Below are 12,211 nucleotides of genomic sequence, written 5' to 3'. Positions count from 1 at the left end.
TTCGAGGAGCATGGCCTGCTTGACGAGGTTCTTGTTGACCTTGGTGCGGTCGAATTCCGGGAGATCGACGAAGAAGTCCCAGCACTTGCCTTCCTGAACCTTGATGGGTTCCTGCGGCACCATGTTGATGGCCTTCTTGGTCTCGTCGGTCTTGTCCTTACCGATACAGGCCTGCGTACAAACGCCGCAACCCGTACAGTCGTAGCTGGACACGGAAATCGCGAACACCGGCTTGTCGGAACCTTCGAGCTTGAAGCCCTTGGCGGCCGTGTACTTGAAGCCTTCCGGAGCGTTCTTCACTGCGGATTCGTCAACGACCTTCACGCGGATGGCTGCATGCGGGCAGACCATGGCGCACTTGCCGCACTGCACGCAAGCGTCGGGATTCCAGGACGGGATGTTGAGGGCGAGGTCGCGCTTTTCGTACTTGGTGGTAGCGGTCGGGAACACGCCGTCGCAAGGCATCTTGGAGACAGGGAGGAGTTCGCCGTTGCCCTTGATGATTTCTGCGGTGACTTCGTTCACGAACTTCGGAGCGTCGCCGTGGATCGGAGCGCGGAATTCCTTCGTGCTGGTGACAGCAGCCGGAACCTTGACTTCGAACAGGTTAGCAAGAGAGGCGTCGATAGCGTCCCAGTTCTTCTGGACCACTTCCTGACCCTTCTTGGCGTAAGTCTTTTCGGCGTACTTCTTGATGTACTTGATGGCGGTTTCGGCATCGAGCACGTTACCGAGCTTGGAGAAGAAGCAGGTCTGCATCACGGTGTTGATGCGGCGGCCCATGCCGGTCTTCGCGGCAACGGCGTAGGCGTCGATCACGTACACCTTGAGGTGCTTCTTGATGATTTCTTCCTGCACCGGACGCGGGAAGGTATCCCAAACGGTGTCGGCGGAGTGCGGAGTATTCACGAGGAAGGTAGCGCCATCCTTCGCGTACTTCAGCATGTTCACGGATTCCAGGTGCGGAGTGTGGTGGCATGCCACGAAGTCGGCTTCGTTTTCGCCAATCAGGTACGGGGCGTCGATGATGCTCTTTCCGAAACGGAGGTGAGAGGTGGTCATGGAGCCGGACTTCTTGGAGTCGTAAACGAAGTAGCCCTGTGCGTAGTTGTCGGTTTCGTTACCGATAATCTTGATGGAGTTCTTGTTGGCACCCACGGTACCGTCGGAACCCAGACCGAAGAACATAGCCTGGAAGAAGTCGCTTTCCAGCTTGAAGTTCGGGTCGATGGTGAGGCTCGTGTGGCACACGTCGTCGTTGATACCGACGGTGAAGCGTGCCTTCGGGTCGGCCTTGGCGAGTTCGTCGTAGATGGCCTTGACCATGGCCGGGGTGAATTCCTTGGAAGAGAGACCGTAGCGGCCGCCGATCATCTTCGGCATGGCCATCTTGCCAGCCATCACGGCTTCGCTGATTGCGGTCAGGGCGTCCTGGAAGAGCGGTTCGCCGGCGGAACCCGGTTCCTTGCAGCGGTCGAGGACGGCAATCTTCTTGACGGTCTTCGGGAGAGCGGCAACGACGGCTTCCATCGGGAACGGACGGTACAGGCGGATGTTCACGAGACCGACCTTTTCGCCCTTGGAATTGAGGTACTTGACGGTGTCACCGATGGTGCAGGTCGAAGAACCCATGGAAATGATCACGCGTTCGGCGTCGGGTGCACCGACGTAATCGACAATGTGGTACTGGCGGCCAGTGTAGCTAGCAACCTTGTCCATGTACTTCTGGACAATTTCCGGAACCTTCAGGTAGAACGGGTTCACCGTTTCACGGCCCTGGAAGTAGACGTCCGGGTTCTGGGCGGTACCGCGCATGGTCGGGCGGTCCGGGGTGAGGCAGCGTTCACGGCAAGCCTTCACGTACTTTTCGTCGATGACGTTACGGATAACGCCGTCTTCGAGAGCTTCGATCTTCATCACTTCGTGAGAGGTACGGAAACCGTCGAAGAAGTGCATGAACGGAACGCGGCTTTCGAGAGTAGAAGCGTGGGCCACGAGAGCGAGGTCCTGGCATTCCTGCACGCAGCTGGAGGCGAGCATGGCAAAGCCGGTCTGGCGGCAAGCCATCACGTCGGAGTGGTCACCGAAAATAGAAAGGCCCTGCATGGCAAGGGCACGGGCAGTCACATGGAAGACCGTGGGGGTCAGTTCGCCCGCAATCTTGTACATGTTCGGGATCATCAAGAGAAGACCCTGGGATGCGGTGAAGGTCGTGGTGAGGGCACCGGCCTGGAGCGCTCCGTGAACGGTACCGGCAGCGCCACCTTCGGACTGCATTTCAAACACGCGGGGAACCTGTCCCCAAATATTCTTCTTGCCTGCAGCACTCCAGTTGTCGGCGTGCTCAGCCATAGGACTAGACGGTGTAATCGGGTAAATAGCCGCAACTTCGCTAACAGCAAACGCTACGCTAGCGGTGGCCTCGTTACCATCACACGCAATCATCTTTTTTGCCATGTGTGTCTCCAATTTTTAGGTTTTTTCGAAAAAATCTGATTTAAGTGCACTTTCGGCCCATTTGGAGCCAAAAGCGTAAAATCCAAGATGAAAAATATAAAGATTAAAGGGTGAAAAAAAGAAAAATTTTGAAAATATGCTTATTTAAAAGGATTTTTAGGTGCGGGGAGAAAAAGATGACCTGTATCATCATTTTTTGCACGCTTGTATCATAGAAAATTGCGTATTTTTAGCAAATTTCGCTACATAATCCGTATTTTTAGTAAAAAAATTAAATTTTTGTATCATAAACTATTGACTTTTGAAAAAAGGAATATATATTTGTTGGCATGAAACCCGTATTGGAATACAGCAGCTACCGCGTCTACATTCGCGACTACTATGCCGAGCGCAAGGAACGCTCCGGTTTTACGTGGCGCGACTTCGCGAATGCCGCCGGATATTCCTCCCCGGTATTTTTGAAGCTGGTTTGCGACGGCAAGGCGAACCTGAGCGAAGCAGGCATCGAACGAGTCGCTTCGGCCATGGGCCTTGTAGGGGCAGACCTGCAGTATTTCAGGCTGCTCGTCGCCTTCAACCAGGAAAAATCTTCTGCCGCCAAGAAGAAGTATTTTGCTGAGATGCGCAAGCTTGCCAACGAGAACTCCTTTGCGATTGTAGGAGAGGATCAGTATGACTATTATGGCAGCTGGCTGAACCCGGTGCTCCGCGAAATGGCCCCACGCCTAGACGGCGCAACCCCCGCCCAGATGGCGGGGGAGCTCGTCTTTGAGTCCGCGGCATCCAGCGTGAAGAATTCGCTCAAGCTGCTCGAGAAGAACGGCATGCTCGAAAAAGACGAGCAGGGCCATTACAGGCAGGGCAACCGCTCCATCACCACGGGCAACTTGGACGTCACCTCGCTCGCCATCCGCGAAATGCACCGCCAGATGGGCGAGCTCGCCGTGCAGAGCCTAGACCAGGTTCCCGTCAACGAGCGCGATGTTTCTGGCCTCACCATCGGCATTTCCGAAAACGCCTTTGAAAAAATCACCAAGGAAATCGCAGAATTCCGCCGACGCATCAGCGCCATCGTCATGGACGATTCCGGCGAAGAGCGCGTCTACCGCCTGAATGTGCAGCTTTTCCCCTTGACAAACACCTTGCCCAAGGAGGAAAGCCATGTTTAAGTTGTTCTCAACAAGACTTTCAATGGTTCAGTTTGCTGCGTTCCTTGCGGCAACTTCCTCCGCCTTTATTCTGAGCGCCTGCGCAGGTGGTGTCGGCGAAGAAACCAACTCCATCGTCGGCGCCGCAGAAGACGACCAAAGCGTTCCTGCCGATATGCTGGATCCGCAAGTCACCGCTCCCGGCACTGTGGATTCGATGGTCACGGATACAGCACCAACACAAACCGACAAGCAGGCAGACATTGGCTATGTTGACGCAGAAGTCATTGTTCATGACTCGACGCCAACAGACATTCGTGTCGATTCCTACTTCTACGGCAGGATTTATAACAACGGCGGTCAAATCCTCGACATTTCCGTTAAACTTCCGGACGGTGTGCAGCAAGCGAAAACCGATTCACTGGGAAAATTCACGCTGAACAATCTCCCAGACGGCACCTATCCGATGTTCGTGTCCACGGGAAATAGCGGCGAGGTCGCCTACCTGCTGCAAAACGGAACCTATGTCAAAAGCATTCTCGGACCGGTCTCTGCAGCAGTGGTATCTTCACTCGATGCATCAAGCTTTGACGCCCCTCCTGTAGAAACCATTTTCTACGACGAGGAAGCGGATTCCTCACCGGTCGTCGGTAGCGACTCATCATACGTTCCTTTCGAGCCCGCAGACTCGATTGCACCGGCTGGAAACACCGGAACTATCGATGGCGGTACCTCTTTGTCTCCCGGTACCCCCTATAATGGCTATTTCACCATTGTGGCCGCCAACGAATTGCCGAACGACATTGACTATGGCGTAGTGAAGCATTGGAACTCGGGCATCCTGAACGCCTCTACTGAAAAAGATCAGAACGGAATCGTCACAAGCCTTAAAGAATGGAATGTCGAAGTCAAGTTCGTGCTGAATTCCGTTGATGCGGAGAATAATTACATCAAGAACATCTTCGGCCAGTTCGGTGACGAAGGAAGCTACTTCAGCTTAGCGCTCATCAATGGAGAATGCGGAACCACAGCTCCGTCGCTAGCCTTCTTCGTCGGAGAGGACAACAAATTCTCTTGCAGCTCGGCTGTCATCTCCGCCGCCGAGGTCAAGGCCAACGAGACGATGTCCGTCACGGCTACGGTAAATAACGGCCTACTGAAGCTCTATAAAAACGGTTTCCTGATTGCAAACAATTACGTGGGATACAGCCTACAAAAGACAGCCGAGGTTCCGCCGTTTGTATTCGGCGACACCGAGTTTGATTTGAAACTGAATGATGTGCGGTTGGGTGAAAAAGCCATCAATTCAGCCGATGTACTCTACAGGTACTATCAGTAAGGAGGCGAACAATGATGAACACTATCGATCTAGCATATTTCGAAGTCAACGAACATGGCCGCCTTCTCAGCGGAAACCGGCGCTTCTGCCGCATGTTCGGCTTCGAGCCGTCGGAACTTCCGTGGCATTATGTTACGGACCTTTACCGCTACACAAGCGACTGGGAGCGTTTCCGCCGCGACACCGAGAGCGCAAGCTTCAACGCCCGCATGAAAAACCGCCGCGGACGCAGCTTCGACTGCTGCATCGTGCGCGAAATCTACCAGAATGACGACGGTGAAGTCATCTTCCGCAATACCGTCCACAAGCTCGGCGAAGGCAGGGGAGTCCTGCCGCAGACCGTGCCGCTGTCCGTAGTCTTTGTCACCAAGTGCTCCGACTGTGGTGCACAGATCCGCGTCGGAACGGCACCCGAAACAAGGCTTCGCACGCTTTGCAACGAATGCGCCGCGAAGGCTTTCCCGGAAACATACTACACCAAGACGGCGCAGGTATAGAGTCGGGCAAATTGTAGGGATTAGAGGAAAAGAAAAGCGGCTCAGTTGAGCCGCTTTTCAAATTTCACTTCAGGAGATAGATTCAATGTCGCTTATGCGCCGAAGGCGTCGTCAGCGGCACTGGAAACCTGGGCCGCGTTGGCAGCGTTCATTTCCGGTTCTGCGACGGCAGTTGCTTCTGCTTCAACCTGATCACCGGCCTTCTTCTCGGTCAAGGTCAGCTTGCCTTCCTTGAACTTGTACATGGCGATGGTGGTAGGCTTCTTGGTCAAGGTGATGTAACCCTGGTTGGCCTGCTTGTTGATGAAGCGGGCTTCCTGAGCCATCATGACCACTGCACGAAAAACGGAGCCTTGACATTGCTCGCTAGCATAGATATCGTCAAGATAGACTCTCTGGTCTGCAGCCATTTAGGTACCTCTGAAAATGTTTAGAAGAGGGAGAGGGATTCGAACCCTCGTTACCGTGAGGTAAACACGCTTTCCAAGCGTGCGCCTTCAACCACTCGGCCATCCCTCCAGGATGTGCGCCAAATATAGGTTATTATTTTGTCTTTGTCAAGCGATTTTGGGCTTTTTTTACGAAAAAATGAACTTTTTTTGTAAAAATTCCTTATTCAAAACCTTAACTGCGACTCAATTCGTCCCATACGACCTGCATCAGCGGTTCAATCGTCTTCGCAGTGAAGTCGAACTTGATGTTCGCGGCGGCAAAAAGTTCCGGCAGCGGGCGGGAATCACCCAGGCTTTCGGCGTAGAAAAGGTCGTCGATTGCCTTTTTCGGGTCTTTTTTGAAGTTTGCCCACACCTGGAGCGCTCCCAGCTGCGCAATGCCGTATTCGATGTAGTAGAACGGGCATTCGAACAGGTGCAGCTGCTTCTGCCACAGGTTGCGGCGTACCGCTTCAAGTCCGGTATAGTCCACGCCCGCATCGTAGCGGTCCATGATCTTCGACCAGATCTCTTCGCGGTCCTTGGCGGTATGGTTCGGCCTGCTGTAGAGTTCGTGCTGGAAGCTGTCGATGCTTGCCACCCACGGGAAGAGCCAGATGACGTCTTCGAGTTCGCCTTCGATACTACGGCGGATAGCTTCTTCGTCGTTGCCGTAGAATGGCTTCAGGTTGCTCGTGCCGATGAGCTCCATGCTCATGCTCGCCACTTCGGCGAATTCCGACGGAACGTCGCGGTAGGCGAGAATCGGCTGGTTCGCCAGGGCATACTGGTGGAAAGAATGTCCCGATTCGTGCAGCAGCGTGTAGATGTCGCGGTCGGTTTCCGCCGAATTCATGAAGATGAAGGGGAGACGGCTCTCGTCGAAACCGATCTGGTAGCCGCCGGGAGCCTTACCAATGCGGCTATCGGGGTCGATAAGCTTTTTCGCCTGCATTTCGCGGGCCCACTTGCCGGCTTGCGGATGTATCGATTCGAAAATCTGGTCGACCTTCTCAATCAGCTCGTCGCCGTTCTTGTAGGGCTTCAGGGGCGCGCGGTTCAGCGGATCCACGGAGAGGTCCCAGGGGCGAAGCGTCTTCAGGTTCATCTTCTCGGCGCGCTTCCTGTAGATTTCCTTAAGAAGCGGGAGCACTAGCTTCTCGACGCTCTCGTGGAAGTTCCTGCAGTCGGCGGGGGAGTAGTCGAAGCGTCTTTTCGCCAGGTAGATATAGTCGATGAAGTCCTTGCAGCCGGCATTCTTCGCAATTTTGTTGCGAATCTGGAAAAGCTTGTCGAAGGAAGCGTCAAGCGCATCCTTGTCTTTAAGGCGACGGTCCCACATGGTGCGGAAGGCGCGCTCGCGCAGGTCGCGGTCCGTCTTTTCAAGGTAAGCGCTCATTTGCTGCATGGTCTTGATTCCGCCGTCGAATTCCACGCTCATGCCGCCGGTAATCTTCTGGTAGGCTTGAATGGCGATAGTTTCTTCGGTTTCAAGCGGAATGTTTGCGGGGGAGAAAAGGTCTAAAGACACCTGCACACTTTTGAACCACACGCCGAATTCATCCTTCAGCTTGTCTTTCGCGGGGTGCGCCATCAACTTCTTGTTAAGCTTGTCGCTGTATTCGTTGGAGACGGGGTCCACGTTGCTTACAAAGTCTTCGTAGGCCTTTGCGGCGGCTTCGTCCTTCGTGTTCACGGTCATGGCCACATAGCGGCGGCAAGAGACTTCTGAAAGCACCGAACCGAGCTCGCTCCACTTCAGAATCCAGGCGCGGAGGGCGTCGGGGGAGTTGCCGACATCTTCCAACAACAAGTTCTGGTAGAGGCGCTTGACCTCTTCTATGTTGTCCACATTAAAATTTTCAGGTACAAAAGTGCGCATAAAAAACCTCTAAAATGATATCGCCCCTACCCAATCGCTCACGATGTTGTCAAGCACCGATGTACGGGCCTTGTCGGCGAGAGCTTGCTTTTCTTCTTGGCTGATTTTGCGATCCTGGTTGAAGTCGAGCGTGAATGCCTCTTCTGACGCCTTGAGTGACACGTCCATACGGCCCACGATATGGACGACATTGACATCCATCAGCTTGAAAATGCGACGGTCGACGGGCATCTCGGTTATTAGAAAAATCCGATTATCGCCAGGAACGAGCTTTACCGAGTCGCGGAGCGCTACTGGGAGATCCATTAAAGAATCCAGCACAAGGCTTGCCATAAGACCACGAATCCAGAGCGTGTCTTCGCCCGTATTCTTAGCGTTAAGGCCAACGGTCAGGTGAGCCTTGCCAATTTCTTTTTCAAGGATTCCCCGTGCAAAATCCTGTACCAGGGCAACCACGTGCGGATTCGGCAAAAGGCCTTTCTTCAAGTCACTTGACTTGGGGAAAAGATCCTTGTTGATAGTAGCAGAATCGAGCGACAGGCTCTCAAACTCGAGCTTCGTCTTGGAAAGGACATCTGCAGCGGTAAGCTTCTTGACGGTGGCGCAGCCAAAAATGGCGAGCGCAAAAGCGGACATTCCAACAAAAAAAAGGATCTTTTTCATAAATTCTACCACAATATAACAATTTGGCATTATCGAGACGCTCCATCTGGTTTAATATCGGAAAAATTCAGGGATTTGTTTAAGTCCGGCACCCCCGAAACTTTCCTATATTTATTGCCGATAATGCGGATTATGTAAACTAAATAATCTCAGAAAGGAGGGCGCCTTTTTCTTATTTTATTTTCAAATTGTCTTATTTTGTATATATTTGGGATTGATGGTTCTGGGAGGAAACATTCATGCGAGTTCTCTTATTCATTGCTTCGATATTTTTGATTCTAACAGGATGTACGAATCCTACGCGTACATACCATCCACTCGACAAACCCGAAACGAGCAAGGGCGAAATCGTCAAGTACGAGAATGCCGAAATCAAGGTCAAATACAGAGGTGATTTTGCCTATGAAGTCAAAACACCCGGCAGCGAAGATAGCGTAATGTTCTTTGCAAATCATCGCTTTTGTTACGATCCCCAAAACAGGAATATCGTCGTCCCACTCAAAGACAGTATTGGTTACGATATAACTACCCCCAAGGACGGTCTTTTTGTCGCCATTCCCAGGGATAGCATCACCCTCTGTAAAAACGGCATCAAAAACAACTCCGATTTTGCAAGAAACCACGCATTACATGGAACAGTCTATGGTGTCATTGTTGGCGGAGCCATATTTGGATTAGGAGCCATGGCAATTCTTCCGTTTTTTCTCCTAGCATCCCAAGGTTCCTTTAATACAGGTTTATTTCTTCTATACTCGGTCGGCATTGGCTCAGGAGCTGGCGCTATCACCGGCTTGACATTCGACACAGCTATTAACGGAGAAAAAATTATCGAAGATGTAGAAGAGAGATGTTCGGCTTACTATACCGAGGAAGAACTCGAAAAATTCCTCAATGATAACCGGTGTTACTAGGAGAATCTCATGAAATACTCCATTCTAGGCATTCTCCTTTTTGCGGTAGCACTCACCCACGCGCAAGTCGATTCCGACCAAGCACTCGAAAATACGCAGAACGACTCTGCCCTTGTCGAAACCGTAACGAAAGAAGCTCCTGCAGATACCTCAATTGCAGAAGAAGTCTCTGCAGAACCGGAACGCACTCCGGAAGGCTATCGAATTATCCGCATTATCGTAGAAGACACTAAGCAATACAAGGATAGCGTTACCAAGGTAGAAAAAGATCGTGTAGAAGCCCAAAAGCCCACTATCCCCTTCCGCTTTCAGGTCGGTCTACTCGCCTCTGTTGGCGCAAAGGAACTATTCGGCAAAGACAAATACGCCTATTATGACCGCGATAGAACCAGTGGAAATATTGAACCGGTTACACTATTCTACGGTTATCCACTGAACATAGGGCTACTCGCGACAATCCCCCTGACCGAAGCGACCATCGCCATAAAGGTAGGTGCGTTATACGAATTCACTTATCTCATTCATAACGAAAATTTCTTCTTGAGAACGGAGCTTTCAGCCCAAAGCCCGTGGTTCGAAGAGAATAATCGCGACCCGGAACACGGGAACATCACCCAGATGCGCGTCAGTTTCCCTTTGTTATTCGCCCTAAAAGGAAGAACAATCCCGGCAATGCTTGATGTCGGTTCCAAAATCTCCATCCCCATTAAAGATGAATACAAATCCTTCGATTTTATAGACGAAAAATCAAGGACCCCAGTCGATGTCGCCTTTCTTTTTGGCGGGACCTTCATCATTAACAAGTATTTCTCGTTAATAGCCCATTTTGAAGTACAGACTCAAGATGTCTATGAAGACGAAGTGTTTGTCGGCGTTTCGAACATCATGCTCATTGGCATGCATGCCGGATTAGTTTTCACGCCGTTCTAAATAATTGTGAAAAAACTCCAAAAGTACTTGACATCGCACCTAAAATAGTATATATTTGTGCAGGTGAACAATTGTTTATTACTTTTCAGGTATTTTAGGCGATGATTGAGCGAATTCATGGAATCTTGATCGAGAAAACCCCCACTTTTGTGGTCGTCGATGTGAACGGCGTCGGTTACGGAGTGAATATTTCGGCCTACACGGCCGGAAAATTGCCCGAAGTGGAAAACGAAGTGACGCTTTACACGAACCTGGTGGTGCGTGAAGATTCCATGACACTGTTCGGTTTTGCCGACAAGACCGAGAAAGACACCTTTATCATGCTACTCGAAGTGAACGGCGTAGGTCCGAAGCTTGCCCAACGCATTCTGAGTGGCAGCTCCCCCGCTGACCTCTTGAACATGATTGCAAGCGACAACAAGAGCGCTCTCGGAAAAATCAAGGGGCTCGGCAAGAAAACCTGCGAACAGATGGTGCTTTCGCTCAAAGAAAAAGCAGGAGCCATGCTGCAAGCTTTGGGCGATGTCGAAGGCTCCGGAATCACCGGAATGGGCGTGCTCACGGGCGCAAAGATGGAAGCGGTCCTTGCCCTGCATACGCTGGGCGTCAAGGACCCCGCTGCTGAAAAGGCGGTGGTCAAGGCGGCTGAAATCCTAGGCGATTCTGCAGATGCCGCAACGCTTATCCCAGAGGCTTTGAAGTATCTTTAAAAATGTCATTGCGAGCGTAGCGAAGCAATCCACAGAGGATGAGAATGGACGACCAGCGTATTATTTCTCCGGAACGTCGGACGGGCGACGAAAGCGATATCGAACGCACTCTGCGTCCGCCTAGCCTTGAAGAATTTACCGGGCAAAAGAACATTAAAGAAAGCCTTTCGATTGCGATTGAAGCAGCGAAACATCGTGGCGATGCGCTGGACCATTGTCTCTTCTGCGGACCTCCGGGTCTTGGCAAGACGACTTTGGCCGGAATTATCGCCAAAGAAATGGGCGTGAACATCCATATTACGAGCGGCCCTGTTCTTGAAAAGGCGAGCGACCTTGCCGGGCTTTTGACAAGCCTGCAGGAAAATGACATCCTGTTCATAGATGAAATTCACCGCCTGAACCGCGTGGTGGAGGAATACCTCTACCCCGCCATGGAAGATTTCAGGCTCGATATTATGCTCGATTCCGGGCCGGCAGCTCGCAGCGTAAACCTGCCGCTCAAGCACTTTACACTGGTGGGTGCGACAACCCGTAGTGGCCTTTTGACAAGCCCGCTGCGAGACCGATTCGGACTCCATTACCGCTTGGAACTCTACGATGAGGACGACATCAAGAACATCTTGATGCGTAGCGCAAAAATTTTGAATATAGGTCTCGAAGACGATGCCGCCAAGCTCCTGAGTGGTCGCTGCCGCGGCACGCCGCGTATCGCTAACCGCGTTCTCAGGCGTTGCCGAGATGTGGCCCAAGTCCGCGGCACAGGCGTCATCGACTTGATGTCGGCGAGCAAGACGCTTGAAATGCTTGGTATCGATGGTGAAGGCCTCGACCACATGGACCGCAAGATTTTGTCGATGATTATCGACAAGTTCGGCGGTGGCCCCGTGGGGCTGGGCACCATCGGGGCCGCGCTCGGCGAGGAGCCTGATACCCTTGAAGAAGTCTACGAACCCTACCTGATTCGCAAGGGGCTCCTCGCGCGAACGCCGCGTGGCCGTACCGCCACGCGCACCGCCTACGAGATGCTTCACAAGGCGATTCCGAAAGCGCTTGCCGAAGCGTCGGCGCAAGAGTCGCTGGATCTTTAAGCAAAAAATTTTCCCGAATTCTAGGGTTTTAGGGGCGGAGCCCCTAGGCGAAAGGGTGATGGAAGCCCCGATTTCATTCAGTATTGGATTGCTTCTGCAACAATAATCGGGGCTGAAATCAGGGAGAGACTTCTCCCTTTTCATAGTTCGGTTGA

Annotated in this window: 11 protein-coding genes and 1 tRNA gene; 7 read left to right on the top strand and 5 right to left on the bottom strand. The window is 52.2% G+C overall.

What is annotated here, in order from left to right; genetic code table 11:
• Positions 1 to 2,457: pyruvate:ferredoxin (flavodoxin) oxidoreductase (gene nifJ, locus ACKI61_RS11120; protein ID WP_407457771.1), on the bottom strand; the 2,457-nt coding region annotated here is incomplete at its 3' end.
• A 329-nt stretch (positions 2,458 to 2,786) separates the two neighbouring features.
• Here nifJ and ACKI61_RS11115 point away from each other — a divergent pair.
• Genes ACKI61_RS11115 through ACKI61_RS11105 form a run of 3 tightly spaced genes read left to right on the top strand, consistent with a single transcriptional unit; the run spans position 2,787 to position 5,441 of the window.
• Entirely contained in the window at positions 2,787 to 3,626 is an 840-nt protein-coding gene (locus ACKI61_RS11115; RefSeq protein ID WP_407457770.1) for a TIGR02147 family protein, read from the top strand.
• Positions 3,619 to 4,944, top strand: a complete 1,326-nt coding sequence (locus tag ACKI61_RS11110) for a hypothetical protein (protein WP_407457769.1) — start codon at positions 3,619 to 3,621, stop codon at positions 4,942 to 4,944. Before ACKI61_RS11115 ends, ACKI61_RS11110 begins: the two co-directional genes overlap by 8 nt.
• Before the next feature lie 11 nt (positions 4,945 to 4,955).
• On the top strand, positions 4,956 to 5,441 hold the full coding sequence (locus tag ACKI61_RS11105) for a PAS domain-containing protein (RefSeq protein WP_407457768.1): 486 nt from the start codon (positions 4,956 to 4,958) through the stop codon (positions 5,439 to 5,441).
• A 92-nt stretch (positions 5,442 to 5,533) separates the two neighbouring features.
• On the opposite strand, the gene ACKI61_RS11100 is transcribed toward ACKI61_RS11105, so the two are convergent.
• From ACKI61_RS11100 to ACKI61_RS11085, 4 genes are all read right to left on the bottom strand, one after another.
• Positions 5,534 to 5,851, bottom strand: a complete 318-nt coding sequence (locus ACKI61_RS11100; RefSeq protein WP_407457767.1) for a hypothetical protein — start codon at positions 5,849 to 5,851, stop codon at positions 5,534 to 5,536.
• 24 nt (positions 5,852 to 5,875) lie between these two features.
• Positions 5,876 to 5,960, bottom strand: a tRNA-Ser gene (locus ACKI61_RS11095).
• 105 nt (positions 5,961 to 6,065) lie between these two features.
• Complete coding sequence (locus tag ACKI61_RS11090) at positions 6,066 to 7,754, bottom strand: M3 family oligoendopeptidase (protein WP_407457766.1); 1,689 nt, start codon at positions 7,752 to 7,754, stop codon at positions 6,066 to 6,068.
• A 9-nt stretch (positions 7,755 to 7,763) separates the two neighbouring features.
• Entirely contained in the window at positions 7,764 to 8,417 is a 654-nt protein-coding gene (locus ACKI61_RS11085; RefSeq protein ID WP_407457765.1) for a hypothetical protein, read from the bottom strand.
• A 239-nt stretch (positions 8,418 to 8,656) separates the two neighbouring features.
• Here ACKI61_RS11085 and ACKI61_RS11080 point away from each other — a divergent pair, with 239 nt between their 5' ends.
• The 4 genes from ACKI61_RS11080 (at position 8,657) to ruvB (ending at position 12,056) form a co-directional block, all read left to right on the top strand.
• Complete coding sequence (locus tag ACKI61_RS11080; RefSeq protein WP_407457764.1) at positions 8,657 to 9,328, top strand: hypothetical protein; 672 nt, start codon at positions 8,657 to 8,659, stop codon at positions 9,326 to 9,328.
• A gap of 9 nt (positions 9,329 to 9,337) precedes the next feature.
• On the top strand, positions 9,338 to 10,258 hold the full coding sequence (locus ACKI61_RS11075) for a hypothetical protein (protein ID WP_407457763.1): 921 nt from the start codon (positions 9,338 to 9,340) through the stop codon (positions 10,256 to 10,258).
• A gap of 101 nt (positions 10,259 to 10,359) precedes the next feature.
• Entirely contained in the window at positions 10,360 to 10,968 is a 609-nt protein-coding gene (gene ruvA / locus ACKI61_RS11070) for a Holliday junction branch migration protein RuvA (RefSeq protein ID WP_407457762.1), read from the top strand.
• A gap of 44 nt (positions 10,969 to 11,012) precedes the next feature.
• Positions 11,013 to 12,056 carry a Holliday junction branch migration DNA helicase RuvB gene (gene ruvB / locus ACKI61_RS11065; RefSeq protein WP_407457761.1) on the top strand — a complete coding sequence of 348 codons (1,044 nt, stop codon included), beginning with the start codon at positions 11,013 to 11,015 and terminating at the stop codon, positions 12,054 to 12,056.
• The last annotated feature ends 155 nt before the right edge of the window (positions 12,057 to 12,211 follow it).

The sequence above is a fragment of the Fibrobacter sp. genome (assembly GCF_045601785.1).
GTDB lineage: Bacteria > Fibrobacterota > Fibrobacteria > Fibrobacterales > Fibrobacteraceae > Fibrobacter.
The sequence above is the reverse complement of the archived record's forward strand: the minus strand, read 5'-3'. Positions and strand labels throughout refer to the sequence as shown.

Bases quoted from the DNA above. Each gene is read 5' to 3' on its own strand.
- ACKI61_RS11115 (WP_407457770.1), top strand. From the start codon at position 2,787: ATGAAACCCGTATTGGAATACAGCAGCTACCGCGTCTACATTCGCGAC.
- ACKI61_RS11110 (WP_407457769.1), top strand. From the start codon at position 3,619: ATGTTTAAGTTGTTCTCAACAAGACTTTCAATGGTTCAGTTTGCTGCG.
- ACKI61_RS11105 (WP_407457768.1), top strand. From the start codon at position 4,956: ATGATGAACACTATCGATCTAGCATATTTCGAAGTCAACGAACATGGC.
- ACKI61_RS11100 (WP_407457767.1), bottom strand. From the start codon at position 5,851: ATGGCTGCAGACCAGAGAGTCTATCTTGACGATATCTATGCTAGCGAG.
- ACKI61_RS11090 (WP_407457766.1), bottom strand. From the start codon at position 7,754: ATGCGCACTTTTGTACCTGAAAATTTTAATGTGGACAACATAGAAGAG.
- ACKI61_RS11085 (WP_407457765.1), bottom strand. From the start codon at position 8,417: ATGAAAAAGATCCTTTTTTTTGTTGGAATGTCCGCTTTTGCGCTCGCC.
- ACKI61_RS11080 (WP_407457764.1), top strand. From the start codon at position 8,657: ATGCGAGTTCTCTTATTCATTGCTTCGATATTTTTGATTCTAACAGGA.
- ACKI61_RS11075 (WP_407457763.1), top strand. From the start codon at position 9,338: ATGAAATACTCCATTCTAGGCATTCTCCTTTTTGCGGTAGCACTCACC.
- ruvA (WP_407457762.1), top strand. From the start codon at position 10,360: ATGATTGAGCGAATTCATGGAATCTTGATCGAGAAAACCCCCACTTTT.
- ruvB (WP_407457761.1), top strand. From the start codon at position 11,013: ATGGACGACCAGCGTATTATTTCTCCGGAACGTCGGACGGGCGACGAA.